22 protein-coding genes are annotated in these 19,465 nt (G+C 56.2%); 14 read left to right on the forward strand and 8 right to left on the reverse strand.

Going from position 1 to position 19,465, the window contains the following annotated elements:
• Nucleotides 1-18: 18 nt before the first annotated feature.
• A complete protein-coding gene (locus tag AC3DKS_RS06815) occupies nt 19-693 on the forward strand; it encodes a head GIN domain-containing protein (protein WP_041327334.1) in 675 nt (224 codons plus the stop codon).
• 81 nt (nt 694-774) lie between these two features.
• Here AC3DKS_RS06815 and AC3DKS_RS06820 read toward each other — a convergent pair whose 3' ends face one another.
• Entirely contained in the window at nt 775-1,215 is a 441-nt protein-coding gene (locus AC3DKS_RS06820; RefSeq protein ID WP_015755801.1) for a hypothetical protein, read from the reverse strand.
• 94 nt (nt 1,216-1,309) lie between these two features.
• Here AC3DKS_RS06820 and rsgA point away from each other — a divergent pair, with 94 nt between their 5' ends.
• The 4 genes from rsgA to AC3DKS_RS06840 all read left to right on the forward strand — a co-directional run bounded on the left by rsgA (nt 1,310) and on the right by AC3DKS_RS06840 (nt 4,359).
• Complete coding sequence (rsgA, locus tag AC3DKS_RS06825) at nt 1,310-2,260, forward strand: ribosome small subunit-dependent GTPase A (RefSeq protein WP_272607537.1); 951 nt, start codon at nt 1,310-1,312, stop codon at nt 2,258-2,260.
• A complete protein-coding gene (dtd, locus tag AC3DKS_RS06830; protein ID WP_015755799.1) occupies nt 2,257-2,709 on the forward strand; it encodes a D-aminoacyl-tRNA deacylase in 453 nt (150 codons plus the stop codon). The genes rsgA and dtd overlap by 4 nt, the downstream gene beginning before the upstream one ends.
• 61 nt (nt 2,710-2,770) lie before the next feature.
• A complete protein-coding gene (locus AC3DKS_RS06835; RefSeq protein ID WP_272607536.1) occupies nt 2,771-3,097 on the forward strand; it encodes a nucleotide pyrophosphohydrolase in 327 nt (108 codons plus the stop codon).
• Between the two features lie 32 nt (nt 3,098-3,129).
• Nucleotides 3,130-4,359 (forward strand): 3-phosphoshikimate 1-carboxyvinyltransferase, encoded by a 1,230-nt coding sequence (locus AC3DKS_RS06840; RefSeq protein ID WP_272607535.1) that lies wholly within the window; start codon nt 3,130-3,132, stop codon nt 4,357-4,359.
• Nucleotides 4,360-4,380: 21 nt separating this feature from the next.
• On the opposite strand, the gene AC3DKS_RS06845 is transcribed toward AC3DKS_RS06840, so the two are convergent.
• On the reverse strand, nt 4,381-4,941 hold the full coding sequence (locus AC3DKS_RS06845; RefSeq protein ID WP_238528082.1) for a DUF3124 domain-containing protein: 561 nt from the start codon (nt 4,939-4,941) through the stop codon (nt 4,381-4,383).
• Complete coding sequence (locus AC3DKS_RS06850; protein ID WP_272607534.1) at nt 4,938-5,369, reverse strand: META domain-containing protein; 432 nt, start codon at nt 5,367-5,369, stop codon at nt 4,938-4,940. The genes AC3DKS_RS06845 and AC3DKS_RS06850 overlap by 4 nt, the downstream gene beginning before the upstream one ends.
• 182 nt (nt 5,370-5,551) lie before the next feature.
• On the opposite strand from AC3DKS_RS06850, the gene queA reads away from it, so the two are divergent.
• Together queA and rlmN are read left to right on the forward strand one after the other, a co-directional pair.
• The gene (queA, locus tag AC3DKS_RS06855; protein WP_015755794.1) at nt 5,552-6,601 is read left to right on the forward strand and encodes a tRNA preQ1(34) S-adenosylmethionine ribosyltransferase-isomerase QueA; all 1,050 of its coding nucleotides are present in this window, start codon (nt 5,552-5,554) and stop codon (nt 6,599-6,601) included.
• 38 nt (nt 6,602-6,639) lie between these two features.
• Complete coding sequence (rlmN, locus tag AC3DKS_RS06860; protein WP_272607533.1) at nt 6,640-7,683, forward strand: dual-specificity RNA methyltransferase RlmN; 1,044 nt, start codon at nt 6,640-6,642, stop codon at nt 7,681-7,683.
• Between the two features lie 58 nt (nt 7,684-7,741).
• Here the strand turns inward: rlmN and AC3DKS_RS06865 are convergent, their stop codons facing one another.
• The gene (locus AC3DKS_RS06865) at nt 7,742-7,918 is read right to left on the reverse strand and encodes a hypothetical protein (protein ID WP_272607532.1); all 177 of its coding nucleotides are present in this window, start codon (nt 7,916-7,918) and stop codon (nt 7,742-7,744) included.
• A gap of 191 nt (nt 7,919-8,109) precedes the next feature.
• On the opposite strand from AC3DKS_RS06865, the gene AC3DKS_RS06870 reads away from it, so the two are divergent.
• The 5 genes from AC3DKS_RS06870 (at nt 8,110) to dnaG (ending at nt 13,760) form a co-directional block, all read left to right on the forward strand.
• Nucleotides 8,110-9,087: a polyprenyl synthetase family protein gene (locus AC3DKS_RS06870; protein WP_272607531.1), complete on the forward strand. Its 978-nt coding sequence runs from the start codon at nt 8,110-8,112 to the stop codon at nt 9,085-9,087.
• Nucleotides 9,088-9,152: 65 nt separating this feature from the next.
• Complete coding sequence (locus AC3DKS_RS06875) at nt 9,153-9,713, forward strand: RNA polymerase sigma factor (protein WP_272607530.1); 561 nt, start codon at nt 9,153-9,155, stop codon at nt 9,711-9,713.
• Nucleotides 9,700-10,500: a hypothetical protein gene (locus tag AC3DKS_RS06880; protein WP_272607529.1), complete on the forward strand. Its 801-nt coding sequence runs from the start codon at nt 9,700-9,702 to the stop codon at nt 10,498-10,500. The genes AC3DKS_RS06875 and AC3DKS_RS06880 overlap by 14 nt, the downstream gene beginning before the upstream one ends.
• 82 nt (nt 10,501-10,582) lie before the next feature.
• Entirely contained in the window at nt 10,583-11,647 is a 1,065-nt protein-coding gene (locus tag AC3DKS_RS06885) for a porin family protein (RefSeq protein ID WP_272607528.1), read from the forward strand.
• A 136-nt stretch (nt 11,648-11,783) separates the two neighbouring features.
• A complete protein-coding gene (dnaG, locus tag AC3DKS_RS06890) occupies nt 11,784-13,760 on the forward strand; it encodes a DNA primase (protein ID WP_015755786.1) in 1,977 nt (658 codons plus the stop codon).
• 114 nt (nt 13,761-13,874) lie between these two features.
• On the opposite strand, the gene AC3DKS_RS06895 is transcribed toward dnaG, so the two are convergent.
• Together AC3DKS_RS06895 and nadE are read right to left on the reverse strand one after the other, a co-directional pair.
• Nucleotides 13,875-14,504 carry a response regulator gene (locus AC3DKS_RS06895; protein ID WP_041327936.1) on the reverse strand — a complete coding sequence of 210 codons (630 nt, stop codon included), beginning with the start codon at nt 14,502-14,504 and terminating at the stop codon, nt 13,875-13,877.
• A 165-nt stretch (nt 14,505-14,669) separates the two neighbouring features.
• Complete coding sequence (gene nadE / locus AC3DKS_RS06900) at nt 14,670-15,458, reverse strand: NAD(+) synthase (RefSeq protein WP_015755784.1); 789 nt, start codon at nt 15,456-15,458, stop codon at nt 14,670-14,672.
• 114 nt (nt 15,459-15,572) lie between these two features.
• Between nadE and gldB the strand changes: the two genes are divergently transcribed.
• Together gldB and gldC are read left to right on the forward strand one after the other, a co-directional pair.
• Nucleotides 15,573-16,508, forward strand: coding sequence for a gliding motility lipoprotein GldB (gene gldB / locus AC3DKS_RS06905; protein WP_272607527.1), 936 nt, complete (start codon nt 15,573-15,575; stop codon nt 16,506-16,508).
• Between the two features lie 6 nt (nt 16,509-16,514).
• The gene (gene gldC, locus AC3DKS_RS06910; protein ID WP_015755782.1) at nt 16,515-16,880 is read left to right on the forward strand and encodes a gliding motility protein GldC; all 366 of its coding nucleotides are present in this window, start codon (nt 16,515-16,517) and stop codon (nt 16,878-16,880) included.
• On the opposite strand, the gene glgP is transcribed toward gldC, so the two are convergent.
• The gene (gene glgP, locus AC3DKS_RS06915) at nt 16,868-18,520 is read right to left on the reverse strand and encodes an alpha-glucan family phosphorylase (protein WP_272607526.1); all 1,653 of its coding nucleotides are present in this window, start codon (nt 18,518-18,520) and stop codon (nt 16,868-16,870) included. The genes gldC and glgP overlap by 13 nt on opposite strands.
• A gap of 136 nt (nt 18,521-18,656) precedes the next feature.
• Nucleotides 18,657-19,442, reverse strand: coding sequence for a universal stress protein (locus AC3DKS_RS06920; RefSeq protein WP_015755780.1), 786 nt, complete (start codon nt 19,440-19,442; stop codon nt 18,657-18,659).
• Nucleotides 19,443-19,465: the final 23 nt, after the last annotated feature.

Raw genomic sequence — 19,465 nt, forward strand, 5'->3', positions numbered from 1 at the left:
CGAAAAAACATAACTTCAATGAGAACATTTCTGATTGCCATGCTGGTCCTCGGCCTTGGCACGGCAAGTGCCCAGCAGATGATCGACCGGGAGGTCGGCAATTTTCACGAAATCAAAGTCTTTGACCTGATCGAGGTCAATATGATCCGATCCGATGAGAACCGGATCGTCATCAAGGGCGACCGGGCCGGCGATATCGAGTTTGTCAACCGGGACGGGGTGCTGAAACTGCGGATGGAATTCGACAAGAAATTCCGGGGGGAGGACACGTTGATCGAGGTATATTACACGGATATCCTGGTGGTGGATGCCAATGAAGGGGCCCGGATTACCTGCAACGAAATGATTGAGCAGGACCGCATTGAACTCCGTGCCCAGGAAGGGGCCCGGATCGAGGTCGGGATGAAGGTCCGGGATGCGGAAATCCGGGCGGTGACCGGGGGGATGGTCTATGCCTCCGGCCTGGCAACCAACCAGGTGATTACACTGAATACCGGGGGAATCTTCGAGGGCCGGGACCTGGAAACGGAAACGAGCAGTATCCGGGTATCTGCCGGGGGGGAAGCCGAACTATTTGCCCGGGAGGAAGTGGATATACAGATCCGCGCTGGCGGGGATGTCTATGTTTACGGGAACCCGAAACGCGTGCAGAAAGACCGGATTTTTGGCGGCCGCATCTACCTGAAGGACTAAGTCTGCGGCGTCATCTCACAAGACAAATGAAAAACCCCGGAAGCACCTGGCTCCCGGGGTTTTTCGGCTTAAACTGCCCGGCTATTTTCTGAATATATACCGGGTGATAAAGATTCCCTGGCCATCCCCTTTGCCACCTTCGCTCTCCACGGCACTGGACACAAAGACTAGTTCCCATCCGTTGGCAGTCATGTCGTTGATCATGGAGGTGATAAGCGCGTCGTTGGCCGCAATGTTCTGGAAGCGGATCCCGCCGAGGTTGTAAAAGTTGAGCAACTTGGTCTCTTCAAAATTCTTGACGCGTATTTCCGAGCGGTCCGATTTGTTCCGCGTGTTGTCGTCTTCGGTCTGTACGCTGGTGAATTCCTTGTAGTCTTTGTCCTCCATGGCGTTGATGATCCGGGAACGGCCGAGTCCGTTCGGGACGATTGATTCCACGCTGGTAACCACTTTGTACGTCTGCGCATTGAGCCCCGGGAGGCCGAGGAGCACGCAAAATGTCAGAAAAATCAATTTTTTCATGCGAATGGGTTTAAAATGTTATGAATGAATGACGGGGGAAGTCGGTACAATGTTACGCGATAATTCTTAATTTGCGACGGCGCCAAAAAAAGAAATGCAGGGAACCGTATATAAATCGACAGGAAGCTGGTATACCGTGAAGGACGAAAACGGGGTATTCCAGAATTGTCGGATCAAGGGGAAGTTTCGCCTGCAGGGGATCAAGAGCACCAACCCGGTGGCGGTGGGCGACAGGGTGCGCTTCAGTCTGGAAACCATCGGGGACGAAACCGTTGGGAACATTGAGGAAATTGAACCTCGGAAGAACTACATCGTCCGGAAATCCGTCAACCTCTCCAAACAAACCCATATCATCGCAGCCAATATCGACCAGGTTTTCCTGTTGGTGACCCTGGAAAACCCGCGGACGTACCCGGCTTTTATCGACCGGTTCCTCGCCACGGCCGAGGCCTACGCCATCCCCTGCGTGTTGCTGTTCAACAAGATCGATGTCACCGGGGATGCCATGGAGGCGGAGGTAGACCGGATGTACCGTCTCTATTCGGATATCGGCTACACCTGCCTGCGGATTTCGGCCCGGACCGGGGAGCGCGTGGAAGAGGTGCGGCAACTCATGGAGGGCAAAACTTCGCTTTTTGCCGGGCATTCCGGGGTGGGGAAATCCACGCTGGTCAATACGATTGAGCCCGGTCTGGAACTCCGGACTTCGGAGATCTCGGAACAGCACCGGCAGGGGCAGCATACCACTACGTTTGCCGAGATGTACGACCTGTCGTTCGGGGCGCAAATTATCGACACCCCGGGGATCAAGGGGTTTGGCCTGGTAGACATGGAACCCGGGGAAATCGGGGATTATTTCCCGGAATTTTTTGAATTGAAGGCTCAGTGTAAATTCAACAACTGCCTCCATCTAGATGAGCCCAGTTGCGCCATAAAAGACGCCGTCGGGGAGGGTCGGATACCGCAGAGTCGCTACCGGTCCTATGTGCAAATGGTAACCGGGGAGGAAGACACCTACCGCCAGGATCCTTTTCAGGAAGCATGAGGGCTGTGGTGCAAAGGGTCCGGGAGGCCCGCGTGGAAGTGGCGGGAGCAGCGGTTTCCGAAATCGGCCCGGGTTTGCTGATACTGCTCGGGGTGGAAACCGGGGATACCGCCGGGGACCGGGAATGGCTTTGCCGGAAAATTGCCAACCTGCGGATTTTCCCGGATGCGGACGGGCAGATGAACCGGTCGCTGATCGATAGCTCCGGGCAGGCCATTGTGGTTAGCCAGTTTACCCTGTTGGCCGCCACCAAAAAAGGCAACCGGCCTTCCTATATCCGGGCAGCCCGGCCCGAGGAGGCGGTGCCGATGTACGAAGCCTTCGTCGCCAGCCTGGCAGAATTAACCGGACGCCCGGTTGGAACCGGGGAATTCGGGGCGGACATGCAGGTGCACCTGGTCAACGACGGGCCGGTAACCATCACCATCGACAGCCGGAGGCGGGAATAATGCCCCATTTTATTGTGTAAAAAAGATTCAGAACAAGTAGTTTTGACAAAAACAATTTCCGATGGAACTCAGGGGAGCACAGCAGGCGGTAGATAATTGGATACAGGCCCACGGGGTCCGCTATTTTGATGAACTCACCAATATGGCGCAGCTCACCGAGGAGGTGGGCGAAGTGGCCCGCATCATCGCGCGCCGCTACGGCGAACAAAGCGAGAAGGAATCGGACCGGGGGAAAGACCTCGGGGAGGAACTGGCCGATGTGGTCTTTGTCGTCCTCTGCCTGGCCAACCAGACCGGGATTGACCTGGAAGCCGCATTCAACCGAAAACTCCACCTGAAGGCCCGGCGCGATCACGACCGGCACCGGGGGAATGAAAAGTTGAAATAACTATCTTTGGTCGTTCATTAAATTCGCCCGACTTGGATCTACAAATCAGCGGCCCCCGCCAGCAACGCCTCCAGCAGGATATCACCATTACGGGCTCCAAGAGCGAGTCGAACAGGCTGCTCTTGTTGCGCGCCCTCTATCCGGGTATCGAGATCCGGAATCTTTCAAATTCCGACGATGCCCGCGTTATGCAAAACGGCCTGGCATCCGGGGCGGATATGGTGGACATCCACCACGCGGGTACCGCCATGCGATTTTTGACGGCCTATTTTGCCAGCAGGGAAGGCCGGGAGGTGACCCTTACCGGATCGCAACGGATGAAGGAACGCCCGATAGAAATCCTGGTGGAAGCGCTCAGGGACCTGGGGGCGGAGATCGACTACCTGGAAAACCCGGGCTGCCCGCCCCTGCGAATCCGGGGAAAACGCCTGGAGAAGTCTGAGGTTACCCTGCCTGCCCATGTGAGCAGCCAGTATATCTCGGCCCTGCTGCTGATTGCCCCGAGCCTTCCGAATGGGCTGACCCTCCATCTGGAGGGGACCATCACCTCGGTTCCTTATATCCGGATGACCCTCGGACTGCTGGACCGCCTTGGCGTGAAGACCGAATTCAGGGACCAAACCATCCGGGTGGAACACGCCGCCTCCCTGCCGGAAAGCATCTGCACGGTGGAATCCGACTGGAGTTCGGCCTCTTATTTCTACAGCCTGGTGGCCCTGTCCCCCACGGGTAGCCAGATTGGCCTGCGATCCTTCCGGGGAGACTCCCTGCAGGGAGACAGCGTGCTGCCCGAAATATTCGGGCAATTGGGGGTAGAATCCCATTTTGAGGACGACCGGCTGGAAATTACCCGCAGCGGGGACCCGGAATCCGATTTTTTCCGCTGCGACCTGATCCGTTCCCCCGACCTGGCCCAAACCCTGGCAGCCTGTTGTTTCGGGCTGGGGATCGGATGCGAGCTCACCGGGTTGCACACGCTGAAGATCAAGGAAACGGACCGGCTGGTAGCCCTGGAAAACGAATTGAAGAAACTCGGGGCGGAGATCCGTGTAACAGACAAATCCCTGCACCTGGAACCCAGCCGGAGAATTGTGGCCATGCAGCGCATCCGCACCTACAATGACCACCGGATGGCTATGGCCTTCGCCCCCCTGGGGCTGAAAACGGACCTGGTAATTGAGGATGCGGGTGTAGTCTCCAAATCCTACCCGGACTTCTGGGAGGACCTGGAGGCGCTGGGGTTCAGCCACCTTGAGGTGTAAAACCTATACGGCAACCCGGTTCTACGGATGCTTCCGGGGGGTGCCAACCGGATGTCCCTGGGTGCTGAAGGACAGCCCCTGAGACCCGTAGGTACTGATCATAACCGCTTCGAAATACGGCGGTTGGGATCCTGCCGGGGTGAGCCAGTCAAAGTAGAAATTGCCACCCGTACCCCCTTGCAGGTCGTCTTCGGCGATAACGATTTCCACCGTTTCCATGGGCGCGATAAATACGGGCTGCCGGATGTACTTCCGGATAGCCTCCCCGCTGGTGTCGTAGTAATCCACGGATTGGATATAGACCGTATCGGCCGTATTCGTGTTTCTCAGGCTGACGGTGACCGTCAGGTTGAAGGTCCGGTGCTCTGACTGACTGTAGATCTGTGAATAGACCGACAGATACGTAGCCCCTGCCTGCAGGGAATCTTCAGGGATACGCGTAGCCCGCTCCTGCCAGTTCACCACGGGCTTTGCCTCCCCGGTGGGAGACTCCGTGCAACCGACAAGGGCCAGCAACAAAGAGAGGCCGATGGCAACCGGGCAGCAAACTTTATTTGTCGTTATGGATTTTATCCCATTCACGGAGAAGCCTTTTTAAACCGCAGCATCGGGATGTCCCCGAGGAGCAGCGTGAGTTTGCCGTTCGAATTTACCTCCCAGCGGTTTACCTTCTGAAGCATTTCCCGGAATTGGTTCTCTCCGGGTCCGCAGTACATCATGGTGGAGGGGCCGGGTTGCCCGAATTCAATCCGGTTGCCGGAAATCTCAACCGGAGCCGTGTAACCGTTGCACCCGCTGTTGCCCGAGGCGGTGCCCTCGCCGGCATCAAAGGTCAGGACGGGTTTCCGATCCGGGAACAAGCCCTCAAAAGCGATTCGGGTACCCGAAATAAAATCGAGTTCCCAGGTTGTGGCATAGGGAAACCCGGAATCGCCGGTGGCTTTGGGGGTCCCGCAGGAACCGAAGGCTGCCAGGCAGAGGATGATGGATAGGCAATAATTGTATTTCATATACCAGGCTTTGCCCCCTCTTTCAGGGCGTTTAAAGATAAGCAATTGGCGCTTCTGCCGGAAATCGGGTGGGCTTCCGCCTGCAACTTCCCAGCATTTTCCAATTTAAGTCTCTCTATTACTTGACATCCCCTGTTTGAGGGTCGTATATTTGCAGCCGCAAAAAACACGAACGCCAGACTATGAAACTATCACATTTTAATTTTGAGCTTCCCAAAGAACTATTGGCCGAGTACCCGACAGAGAACCGGGATGAATCCAAATTGATGGTCGTCCACCGGGAAACGGGTAAGATCGAGCACAAATTGTTCAAGGACCTGATCGACTACTTTGAGGAAGACGATGTGGTAGTGCTCAACAACACGAAGGTATTCCCTGCCCGCCTGTACGGGAACAAAGAAAAAACCGGGGCGCGCATCGAGGTTTTCCTGCTCCGCGAGCTGAACGAAGAACAGCGCCTCTGGGATGTGCTGGTAGACCCGGCACGGAAAATACGGATTGGCAACAAGCTCTATTTCGGGGAAGACGAGGCCCTGGTGGCAGAGGTAATCGACAATACCACTTCACGGGGACGGACCCTGCGATTCCTCTACGACGGCTCCTATACGGATTTCCGCCGCAAGATGCGGGAGCTCGGGCAGACACCGCTCCCGAAATACATCAAGCGCGACCCGGAACCGGAAGACGAAAGCCGCTACCAGACCATCTACGCCAAGTACGAGGGTGCCGTAGCCGCCCCGACAGCCGGCCTGCACTTCTCCAAGCACCTGCTCAAGCGGCTGGAGATCAAGGGCATCAACTTTGCCGAGCTCACCCTGCACGTTGGCTTGGGGACTTTCAGCCCGGTTGAGGTGGAAGACCTGTCAAAACACAAGATGGACAGTGAAGAACTGGTCATCGACGAGCGGGCCACCGAGATCGTCAATACCGCCAAGAAAAACAAACGCAAGGTATGTGCCGTGGGAACCACGGTGATGCGAGGCCTGGAAAGTGCCGTTTCGTCCGAGCACATGCTGAACACCCACGAAGGCTGGACCAACAAGTTCATCTTCCCTCCGTATGAGTTCAGCATCGCCAATTGCATGGTGACCAATTTCCACCTGCCCAAGTCCACTTTGCTGATGATGGTTTCGGCCTTTATGGGCCATGACCTGATGAAGCGGGCGTACAAGGAAGCCATTTTGGAACAGTACCGGTTCTATTCCTACGGGGATGCTATGCTGATCCTTTAATTTAAAACCGGCCGGAAGCGGCCTGAACCCCTGCCCATATGAAGTCCGAGGCCAAGAAAGATATCCGTGCCCTGAGCCGGGAGCAGCTGCGGGACTTCTTCGAATCCCGCGGGATGGAGGCCTTCCGTGGCAACCAGGTATATGAATGGCTGTGGAAAAAAGGGGCGCATGACTTTGATGCGATGACGAACCTCTCCCTGGATCTCCGGGAGCAGCTGGCAGCCGAATTCACCATCAACCATATTGAAGTAGACCGGATGCAGCGCAGCGCGGACGGCACGGTGAAGAACGCCGTGCGCCTGCACGACGGACTCGTGGTGGAATCCGTGCTGATCCCCACCGAAAACCGCACCACGGCCTGTGTATCCAGCCAGGTGGGGTGCAGCCTGGACTGCAAATTCTGCGCCACGGCCCGCCTGAAGCGGATGCGGAACCTGAACCCGGACGAGATTTACGACCAGGTGGTGGTAATCGACCGGCAGAGCCGGCTCTATTTCGGTCGCCCCCTGAGCAATATCGTCTTTATGGGGATGGGGGAGCCGCTCATGAACTACCCGAACATGATGAAGGCGATTGATAAAATCACCTCGGAAGAGGGCCTGGGCATGTCCCCCCGGCGCATTACCGTTTCCACCTCAGGGGTCCCCAAGATGATCCGCCGGATGGCCGAAGAGGGCCCGCGTTTCAATCTGGCCGTATCCCTGCATTCCGCCATCGACAGCACCCGCTCAACGATTATGCCGTTCAACGAGACCTTTCCGCTTGACGACCTGCGGGACGCCATCGTATACTGGTACGAAAAGACCGGGAACCGGGTGACCTACGAATACGTGGTCTGGGAGGGGATTAACGACGGGCCGGAGGACGTGGCTGCACTATTGGCATTCTGCCGGGCCGCCCCCTGTAAGGTCAACCTGATTGAGTACAATCCTATAGGGGACGATGCCTTCCGGCAGGCATCCGAACCCGCCCTGCAGGCATACATCAGTGCCCTGGAGGGAGCCGGGATCACGGTTACTGTACGGCGTTCCCGGGGCAAGGACATCGACGCCGCCTGCGGGCAGCTCGCCAACAAGGGGTAACTCCCCAAAAGACAACTGCTCCTGTCATTGTCTGGCCGGCACGACCCGTAACCAGTTCCTAACGGGTTCTCGCGCGCTTCCTGCTCTGGTTCTGGATCAACCCGAGCATCAGGGTTGCCGCAATTACCTGTACCCCCAGGACATACTCATACCCCGTCCCTTCCCGGAAGAAATACGAGGTTACCAGGATCGATGCGGCCCATAGGAGCGCGTTGATAATCTGTAGCTTTTTCATGCCTAATTGGTCGCAGGATGCTGCGTTTTGTTACAACGGGCGGACGACCAGGGCCCTGGATGGCTGGCCCAGGAAGGGAATCCGGCGACGTCCATCCACAATGCAGGTCGCTTGGGCGGTTTCCTGCCGGGCTTCCCGCCTTTTTGCCTACATTTATACCTGCTTAGACATGACCTTCCAAAACGACCCGATTGAAGACCAGCGCCCGCATCCGTGAGCCCATTGATAAGGAGATGGAACTCTTTGAAAAGAAGTTCCATCAGTCCATGTCGTCCAAGGTGCCGCTGCTCAACCGGATTACCTATTACATCGTCAACCGGAAGGGCAAGCAGATGCGGCCCATGTTCGTTTTCCTGACAGCCAAACTGCTCAACGAAGGCCAGGTAAACGAACGGACCTACCGCGGCGCCTCGGTCATTGAGTTGATCCATACGGCCAGCCTGGTCCACGACGACGTGGTGGATGAGAGCTTCAAGCGACGCGGCTTCTTCTCCATTAATGCCCTTTGGAAGAACAAGATTGCCGTCCTGGTGGGGGACTTCCTGCTCGCCCGGGGGATGTTGTTATCCGTGGACAACGGAGATTTTGACCTGTTGCGGATTATTTCGGCGGCCATGCGGGAAATCAGCGAAGGCGAACTCCTCCAGCTCGAGAAGGCGCGCCGGCTGGATATTACCGAAGAAGTGTATTACGAGATCATCCGGCAGAAAACTGCTACCCTGATCGCGGCGTGCTGCAGCCTGGGGGCCGCCTCGGTCCGTCCCGATTCGGAATATGTGGAAATGTTCCGGAAATTCGGGGAACGCTGCGGTATGGCCTTCCAGATCAAGGACGATCTGTTCGATTACGGCGAAAACCGGATCGGGAAGCCTACCGGGATTGACATCAAGGAACAGAAGATGACGCTTCCCCTGATCTATGCGCTGAATTCAGCCTCCGAACGGGACCGGAAGTGGCTGATCAATTCGGTAAAGAACCACAACACCGATAAGAAGCGGGTGCGCGAAGTGATCGATTTTGTAAAATCTTCCGGCGGCCTGGAATACGCCGAAGGGCGGATGCAGGAATTCAAACAGGAAGCCCTGGAAATGCTCAAACCGTTTCCGCAATCATCCTACCGGGAGGCCCTGGAATTGATGGTCAATTATGTGGTGGACCGCAGGCAGTAATCAGACGGCCAGGCAACCCTTTTTCATCCGGCTTCGTCTATATCTATAGAAACCGACACCAAACCGTGAAGATCATCGCCTTATTTCAGAACGAGAAGGCCCTTATCCGAAAGGCCCGCGATGGGCATCGGGAAGCACAGAAAACGCTTTACGAACACTGGTCCCCGAAAATGCTGGCTGTTTGCCGTCGGTATGTACGGGACCTGCAGCACGCAGAAGACGTGATGATCGAAGGGTTTGTCAAGGTCTTTGAAAACCTGGCAACCTACAGGCACGAAGGGAGTTTTGAAGGCTGGATGCGTAGGATCATGGTGCGGCAATCGATTGACTTTTTGCGCAAAAGGCAATTCCTGGTGCTCCAGGAGGAACTGCCGGAGCCCGCCAGCAAACCGGATCGGGAATCGGATTTCCTGGAATTGCGCCAGATTTACGAGCTCATTGACGCCTTGCCCGAAGGGTACCGGACCGTTTTTGTCCTATACGTTGTGGAAGGTTACAAACACCCGGAGATTGCGGAGTTGCTGGATATATCCGAGAGCACCTCCAAATCCCAGCTGTACAAGGCCCGGAAATTGCTGCAGGAGCAGCTGGAAAAACATCAAATTACCCGCTATGGCACCCGTTGATTTTGAAAGGAAAATAAAGGAAAAATTACAGGAACAGGAGATCCAACCGACCCCCGGGGCCTGGGAGCGCCTGTCCGGACGGCTCGACGTACCCCGTGGGGCGGGCCGTCGGAAACGTTGGTTGCCCTGGATGTACGCTGCGGCAGCCTGCCTGCTGATCGTCCTGGGGGTTCGGATGCTATCCGGCCCGGGAAGCGCCGGGGGCATTGATCCCATGGGGCCGTATCCGGCTTCCGGGGACCTGCCCGTAGTTGCCGCCCCGGACACCCGGGCGGAGGACCGCCAACAGTCACAACCCCCCGGGGAGCAGCCCCCTGCGGATGCCCTGGCCGGGGAGGCCAGCCCGGAGAAACGTCGGGAAGCCACCGAATCTGCGGCAGGAAGGCAACCGTCGGCAGATCCGACGCGGGCGGCCCAATTGCCGCTAAATGATGATCCCGGCCCGGATATCGCCAATAACGGGGAGGCCCCGGCAACCGGGGTGGATACCAGCGGCCTGGCCTTGCAGATAAACCGGCAACTCGATGCCATCCTCACGGAGGTTGCCCAACGGGAGCAGGAAGGGGGCGCTGTCGTTACGGATGCCGAAATCGATTCGCTGCTGCGGGAGGCGCAGGAGCGGATAGCTGCCTCGGCCTACCGCATGCCCCGGGATTCGGTGGACGCGCGGTCGCTACTTTCGGCCGCCGAATCGGAACTCGACCAGACTTTTCGGGAAGAGCTGTTCGAAAAGTTGAAAGACGGCTTTAGGAAGGTGCGGACGGCAGTAGCCGACCGGAACAATTAACCCATTGAAATACAAACAATTATTCCGATCCCGTAACGGGGTCCGGGAGGAGTCTATTCATCAATCATCAAATCAAAAAGAAATGAACACATTAGTACGCCTGTTAATCCCCATGTTGATCCTCGCAAGTACACAAATCGCCCTGGGCCAGGAACCTTATGAAAATCGCGTCGAATCCCTCAAAGAGATGCGGGAGCAGGTCTCCCTTCAGGAGAAGGAGGCGTTGAAACAGGAAATCCTGCGTATTGAGGAGCGCCTGATTGACGGGGAGATTACGGAGGCGGAGGCAGCGCAGCTCAAAGAAGCCGCCGCTGAAAAACGCGCCCTGAATATCGCGGACCGGATCAACATGATCGACCGGGAGATTGCCCTGCTGGAGCGGAACGAAGGTGAAGTGCTCGGCACCCGGAAGAACCGTGATGATGCCGGGGAGGTGGTGGGCTTCAACATCCGGTTTAACGACGAGGATGTGTTTGGCTGGCGCGAACGGAACCGGCCGGTAAAATACGACCGCCGCACGTATTCCGACCTGGTGGTGGCCGTGGGCTTCAACAATGCTCTGGCTTCCGGCCGGAGCCTGGAGGAGGCCCCCTATAAACTCGCCGGCAGCCGGTTTTTTGAGATTGGCTGGTCCTGGCGGACCCGGGTTTTCAACAACAGTAATTTTTTGCGGTTCCATTACGGGGTATCCCTGCAATTCAATGGCTTAAAACCGGAGGGCAACCAGTATTTCGTAGCCGAGGACGGGCAAACCAACCTGCAGGAATTTGAGTACGAGCTGGACAAATCCAAATTCCGGATGGACAATCTGGTGGTGCCCGTGTACCTGGAATTCGGGCCTTCGCGCTACAAGGAGTACGAGGACCATTTCCGGTATTCCCTGGAGAACCAGTTCCGCATCGGGCTGGGCGGGTACGGCGGCTTCAACCTGGGGGCGCGCCAGAAACTCAAGTACACCCGGGACGGGGAACGCGTAAAAGACAAACTGAAAAGGGGCTACAATACCTCCGACCTGGTCTATGGCCTGGCCGGGTACATCGGCGTGGAAGGGGTGCTGCTCTATGCCAAGTACGACCTGAACCCCATATTTGAAAACGCGGCGGTGGACGAGCACAACCTGTCCCTGGGCCTGCGATTTGACCTTTGAGCCGTTGTTCCGGATTCCCGATAACGGTAGGGGCGCTTTCGGGCGCCCCTTATTTTTTCCAGTACGACCCGGGATATAATACCTTTTTCCGGACCATACGATTTCGTACATTTACCTTTGCCAAAAACGGGAAGAATTGATTGCCAGGACGACTATTGACAAGGTTTTTGACGCCGCCCGCGTGGAAGAGGTCATCGGGGATTTTGTGCAGTTAAAAAAGTCCGGCTCCAACTTCAAGGGGCTGAGCCCGTTCACGGACGAACGGACGCCGAGCTTTATGGTCTCCCCGGTGAAACAGATCTGGAAGGATTTCAGCAGCGGCAAGGGGGGCAATGTGGTGGCGTTTCTAATGGAACACGAGCATTTCACCTACCCGGAGGCCATCAAATACCTGGCCCGCAAATATCAGATTGAAGTAGAGGAAACCCAGCGGACGGACGAGGAGAAGGAGCAGGCGAGTGAACGGGAAAGCATGTTGCTGGTCAGCGAGTTTGCCCGGGATTTTTTCCAGGAGTGCCTTTGGGAGAGCGAGAGCGGGAAGGCCATCGGGCTGACGTATTTTAAAGAGCGCGGGTTTTCCGAAGATACTATCCGCGAATTCGGCTTGGGGTACAACCCGGACCAGTGGTCTGCCTTTACCGATGCGGCCCTGGAAAAGGGCTATCAACTGGAATTCCTGGAGAAAACGGGCCTGACCATAGTGAAACCCGCCGCCGACCCCGCCCAGCCACCGAGGAAATTCGACCGCTTCAAGGGGCGGGTACTCTTCCCCATCCAGTCCATGAGCGGACGGGTTCTCGGATTCGGGGGCCGGACCCTGAGTTCCGAGAAGAAAGTCGCCAAGTACCTGAATTCGCCCGAAAGCGAGATTTATCACAAGAGCAAGGTGCTCTACGGCATCTACCACGCCAAGAAGGCAATAGCCCGCGAGGATGTCTGTTACCTGGTGGAAGGGTATACGGATGTCATCCAGTTGTACCAGAGCGGCATTGAAAACGTGGTCGCCTCCAGCGGTACGGCGCTGACCCCGGAACAAATCCGCCTGATCCGACGCCTGACGGTGAACGTGGTGGTCCTTTTTGACGGGGATGCAGCCGGGCTGCGGGCATCCCTCCGGGGGATCGACCTGATCCTGGAAGAGGGGCTGAACGTCCGGGTATGCACGTTCCCGGCAGGGGAGGACCCGGACAGTTTTGCACGGTCTCATTCCCGGGATGCCATCGAGGCCTACCTCAAGGAGAATTCCCGGGATTTTATACAGTTTAAAACGGCCCTGCTAACCGAAGAAGCCGCCAACGACCCGATCCGGCGCGCAGAGACCATCCGGGATATCGTCAGCAGCATCGCCCGGATCCCCGATCGCATCAAACGGGAGGTTTACGTACAGGAGTGCGCCTCCCTGATGGGGATATCCGAAGAAGTCCTCTTTAACACGCTGGCACAGATGACCCGCAAGGCCCAGCGGGAAGAGGCGCGCAAGCCCGAACCGGGACCCATGGAAGTGGTCCGGCAGGATCCCGCTGCCGCCAAGGTAGACCCCCAGTACGAGCTGGAGCGTAAAATTATCGAAGTACTGCTGCTCTACGGCAGGGAGTCCGAGGAATTCGAGGATCTCGTCCTGAAGGAGAACGACGAAGGGGAGTTGGTATTGGAACCTGAGCGTAGCGAAGTACGCGTTTTTGAGAAAATTTTTCTGGACCTTCAGGAGGATGAAATTGAACTCAGCGACGCCCGATTCCGGAGCCTCTACTACAAACTCATCGAGAAGCTGAATTCCGAACCGGATTTCAGCGTGCACCGGTTAACCGAAGAGGCGGATGCGGAATTTGCCGGGGAATTATCGGCCATCCTCATGGACGAGGAGAAGTACGAGCTGCACCATTGGGAACGCAAGGATATCTACCCGAAACAAAAGCAGGACAGCCTGGGGCAACTCGTAAGCGAAACCATCCTCTCCCTGAGGTGTTACCTGATCAAAAAGCGCATCGAGGCGCTGAGGGGGCAGACCGAATCCCGTCCCGGGGAGACGAATGCCGAGGTGCTGGAGGAGATTATCAATTACCTGCAACTCAACAAACTCCTCAACAAAAAGCTCAACCGGGTATTATCCTGAAAGCGATACCCCGGCAAGCTGAGGGACGTGCCGCGTATCCCCCGCGTCCCGGGCAACGAAAATAAAAAAGCCCGGGGATCCGGGCTTTTTTATCCAGTATTCGCCTCGCTGCAATCAGTATAATTCCAGGGCTTTGGCTTGTTGAAGCAAATCGACCATATTGTCGACATTCAGCTTTTTCATCAGGCGGGCCTTGTAGGTACTGACGGTTTTTTCGTTCAGGTTCAGGCCAAGGGCCACTTCCTTGTTTCGTTTGCCGCTCGCCAGCATTTTAAGGACTTCCACCTCGCGGGTAGACAGCTTGCGGAAAAAGCGGCGGGGTTTCTGGGTGCCTTCGTCAAAGGCCAGCCGCTGGGCGAGTTCATTGGTGATGAACATGCCCCCGTCACTTACCTTATGCACGGCATCGGCCAGGTAGGAGAGTTCGGCGCTTTTTGAAAGGTAGCCGCGCGCGCCGGCACGGATGGTGCTCAGGGCATAGACGTCCTCGGACTGGCCACTGTAAATCAGCACCTGGACTTCCGGGTATTCATCTTTCATTTTGCGCAGGGTGGCAATTCCGTTGATTTCCGGAATATCCATCTCGAGGATCAGTACGTCGGGGGTCGCTTTTGAAAGCATCTGGAAAAGCGCCGTGGTGGTTCCAACGTCTCCGAGAACCTGAATATCGCCATCATTTTCCAGAACTTGTTTGATGCCAAGACGGACAACCGGGTGATTATCCGCAATTAGTACATTGATCATTTTGGTTTGTTTATCGATTTCAAGGCTCGGCACGTCCCTAAAAACTGACATGCAATGTAAGGCTTAAATCCGTTATTACCTCAACAAAATTGTCAAAAAATTCCCGATTGGTTAGGAAATCTCCCTCAATTCTCGAGATAATGCATCGAATTGGGGCTGAGTGGCTTATTTGAGGGATTCCGGAATTTCACACACCGGGATAGGAAGCATTTTGTGTCGATTAACGGTATTGAGGTGTTTGTATATTTTAAAGACTTCACGCTCCCGACCCTTAAAATCATCGGCTTTTTTGCCCCGTTCGTCCATCTCCATGGCCCACTCCAATTCCGGGTAGGAGGCCCCAATCTGGTCTTCATCCGTGCGGTTGTCTCCCCAGAGCCCGTCCGTGGGCGGGGCATCCTGGATTTCCTTATTGATTCCCAAATGGGAAGCCAGCTGGTATACCTCTGTCTTCAGCAGGTCCGCAATCGGGCTGAGGTCCACGCCTCCGTCCCCGTATTTCGTGTAGAATCCCACCCCGAAATCCTCCACCTTGTTGCCCGTTCCGGCCACCAGGTACTTTTCCAGGGCGGCGAAATAATACAGGGAGGTCATTCGCAACCGGGCGCGGGTATTGGCCAGGGACATAAACCGCGAGTCTTCGGATTCCACCGGCGGGAGTACCCCGATCAGGCTGTCGAATACCGGGGTCAGGTTGATCCATTCGGACCGCACGTTGGGATACTGGTTCCGGAGCCATTCGATATGGTTGGCAGCCCGCGTAACCTGAGCTGTGGATTGGTGAATGGGCATTTCCAGACAGAGCACCTCCAGCCCGGTCCGGGCGCATAACGTGGAGGTGAGGGCCGAATCGATGCCCCCGGAGACCCCGACGACAAACCCCTTCATTCCCGCATCACGGGCATAGTCCTTTAACCAGTTAACGATATGTTCGATGATTTTTTCAGATTGCATCCCGCTTTAGTTTCAATTGGAAAACCACTAACTTTGCCCCGTAAAAATAGCACCCCGCCTCCTAATACGAAAGCCTTGCTGCGATTACTTATAAAAGGAATACCTGTTGTTGCCATGGTGCTGTTCTGCAGCTGTGGGGAAACCGGGGCGAATGTACCCGAACGCATTGCCCGGATACCGGTAGACCTCGAGGTCCATCGATTTGACCGTGCCTTTGACACTGTGGCCCCTGAGGAGCTCCCCGGTTTAAAAGCCCGGTTCCCCTACCTGTTTCCGTCCCAATTCCCGGACAGTATTTGGCTGGCCAAAAAAGAGGATTCCCTGCAAACCCGGCTGCGGGCAGAGGTGGAACGGGTTTTTCCCGATTTTGAGCCGTTTACCCGGGAACTCGAACTCTTCTACAAGCACGTACAATTTTATTTTCCCGATCGCCCGGTGCCTTCGGTCATCACGCTGACAACGGATGTGGATTACCAAAACCGGGTGGTCCTGGCCGATACGCTGTTGCTGATTGGCCTGGACAACTACCTGGGCCCGGACCACCCCTTCTACGGCAACATGGACCGGTATATCGCCAAATCCCTGGATGCGGATTTCATGATGAGCGATGTGGCGGCGGCATTTGCCCGGTCGGTGGTCCCGGCTCCCCGGGAGCGGAGTTTTGTCGGCCAGATGGTTTATTACGGTAAAATCCTCTACCTGAAGGATCAATTGCTGCCCCTGGAACCGGATTCGACCAAAATCGGCTATACCGGGGAGGAGCTCCAATGGGCCCGGGAGAACGAAGCCCAGATCTGGCGCTACCTGATTGAACGGGAACTGCTCTACAGCACGGACCGGGAACTGGGCCCGCGATTTTTGGACCCGGCGCCTTTCAGCAAGTTCCGACTGGAACTCGACAACGAATCGCCCGGGAGGATCGGTCGCTATATGGGATGGCAGATTGTGCGCTCCTATATGGAGGCCAACCCGGATACGGAACTTCGCCAACTGATGGAATTGCCCGGGGAGGCACTGTTCAGGGAATCAAATTACAAACCCCCCAGATAAGAAATTATGTCGGAACTACATACATCGGAAATAACCCTTCGGGTGGCCCTGGATGAAAACCGGGTCCCGGAAAAGCTGCACTGGTCTGCCCAGGACGGCGGGATTGAAAACGAGGAAGCCAAGGCGATGCTCCTGTCTGTTTGGGACAGCGCAAACAAAGAGTCCCTGAAAATTGACCTCTGGACCAAGGACATGCCCGTGGAGGAGATGAAGATCTTTTTCCACCAGACCCTGGTGGCGCTTTCCGATACGTTTATGAAGGCCACCCAGGACGAAAAGATGACGGCCACCATGAAGGATTTCTGCGACTACTTTGCCGAGAAGCTCGAACTAAAAGGCGATTCGCCCGGCCCGGGAGGTCAGGCCTTGTAGAGCTCCCGGTAGTAGGCGTCGGCCATCCGGTGGCTCGAAAACGCAGGGACAACTTCCTCCTTGGCGCGGAATACCATCTCCATCCATTTTTCGGGTTGCTCGTAGTATAAGGGCAATACGTCTTTCTCGAGTATTTCGTACAGGTTTTTGCTGTCTACCTCGTCCTGGACGCTGTGGGGCTGTCCGGGATCTGCCTCGGGAAGGACAAAGGCATTTTCGCCGTGACGGGCAAACTCGGGGATCCAACCGTCGTTCACCGTCAGGTTCAGCGAACCGTTCATCGCAGCCGTCATCCCGCTGGTACCGGAGGCCTCTCGGGTGATTCGCGGGGTGTTGAGCCAGATATCCGAGCCTTCCTTCAGCAACCTGGAGAGTTCCATCTCATAGCCGGTCAGCACACTCAGGTTGGGGAACCCCCAGCTGACCTCGATGAGTCGGTTGAAGATATTGATGGCGCCGTAGTCTTCCGGGTAGGGCTTGCCCGCCCAGATAATCTGTATGGGTTTTTCCGGGTTGGTCAGGAGTTTTCGGAAACGCTCAAAATCCCGCAACAGCAGGTCTGCCCGTTTGTAGGCGGCAAACCGCCGGGCCCAGACCACGGTGAGGACCTCCGGGTCAAACCGCTTTCCGGTCTGGTTCATGACTTCCCGGAACAGGTCGGCCTTCATTTGCGTTTTGCGCTTTCGGAAGGCTTTAACCTGATTTTTCTCAAAGTGCTTTTGCAGTGCAGGATCCGTCCAGTATCCCGGGTGCTGGGCATTGGTAATGGGGACGATCCGGGAATCCAGGCCAAAGGGTTGCCACATCTGCCGGGCCACCCGGGCGTGCAGTTTGGAAACCGCATTCGCCTTTTTGGAATGCCGAAGGGCCGATACGGTATAATTGAGCTCTTCCCCGACGAGTTGCCGGCGCAATTCCGGGTCGGGCAACCGGCGGCCAAAGAATCCGCGGTTGTTCAGGTGGTAGCCATTGCGGGTTTCGTTTCCGCCTTTCTCCGGCGTATGCGTGGTGAAGACCATTTGGGAGGAGGGAACCCCCTGGTCGCGCAGGTAATAAAAAGCCGGGAGTGCATGGCCTTCGTTCAGGTGGTAGCAGTCGGCCCCTCCCAGCAGCCCGACAAGCTTTGCCCCGCCGATTCCCAGTACAATGCTTTGGGAGATTCGCGTTTCGTCATTCGGGTCGTAGAGGCGGTCGGTGATCGTCCGGGAAAGGTGGTCATTGTCGGGGACATCCGTGCTGAGCAGGTACAGGGGTACTGTCTGAAAGACATCCGGTGGGAGTACCCAGACCCGAACCCGAACATCCGGGTTGTCATTAATAGCCACCGAAAGCTCAATCCCCGTATCCTGGAGGTAATCGTATCTTTTTTCCACCAGGCGGGATGCCATGGTGCCGTCTTGCTGCCGCTCCTGGTCGTAATAGCCGTATTTCCAAAGCATCCCGATACCGATCATATTCTGTTTCAGGTCAAAGGCGGACTTCAGGTGGGAGCCGGCCAAAAAGCCCAGGCCCCCGGAATAGATTTTCAGCCCCTGGTCGATACCGAACTCCATGCTGAAGTAGGCTGCACGGCGGGCGTATTTCCGGTCGGGGGTGTACGGGTGGTACCAGTTGCGGTAGGGGGAGACGGGTTGCGACATATTGGGTGGTATTTCGGTGTGTACAATTCGTTTTGCCGCGGAAATTACGTATAAATGGTTGCTTTCTATTTAAATCGGCCTTTTAATGACTCCAATGGCCGACAAGTGGTCAGGAGCAAGGACATATAAGAGGTCCTTAGTGCTCGATGGCCAGCAGGGGGATTCGGGATTGCAGGGTCAGGATCCGGGTGAGCCGTCCCTCGGACGGCTTGCCATTGCGCACGTGATTGCGTGGCAGGATGGCAATCAGGTCCATTTCTTTTTCCTGGGCGTAGTCAAAAATCCCTTCCACCATGTCGTCACTCTCTATAAAGGTATGCTGGGCATAGAAATCTTCCAGGTAGTACTCGAGTAGCCGCTCGTTCTTTTCTTCCTCCCTGGAATACCCGTATACGCCAGGGGTGGTCTGAATCGTCAGCACGTGCACCTGCGCATTGAAGGTTCGTGCAAAATTCAGCAAGGTCCCCAGATCCTTGGGGTCGTCTATTTCGTTGCTGCCGAGTACCAGGGCGATTTTCTTCAGGCGGAATTCCTCCGGGACCCCCTGGGGGATTACCAAAACCGGGCAATCCGTGGACAGGACGGTTTGCGAGGTGTGGGTGGTTCCCTCCGGATCCTGGGAGCCGGAAGTGCCCATCAGGATCAGGTCGGTGTGGAGTTCCCGGCTCTTGTCAATCAGGCCGGGCACCGACGGGGGCGAAAAATGCACCCAGTCCAATTCGGAGCGGAACGCTTTGCTGAGTCCGGCGCGAATATCCGCAAACTGTTTCTCCAGGGCCTTCAGGTCTTCTTTTTCCTGCATAAAGCAAAGGGTGATCTTTTTGCCGGGGCGGCTTCCCACAAAATCCAGGGCGTAGGCCAGGGCCTGTTCGGAAGGTGGGGAAAAATCAAAGGGGACAAGGATGTCGTTGATGCGTTCCATGCGTTGAATATAGGTTTGATTGT

This window comes from Robiginitalea sp. (genome assembly GCF_982776155.1).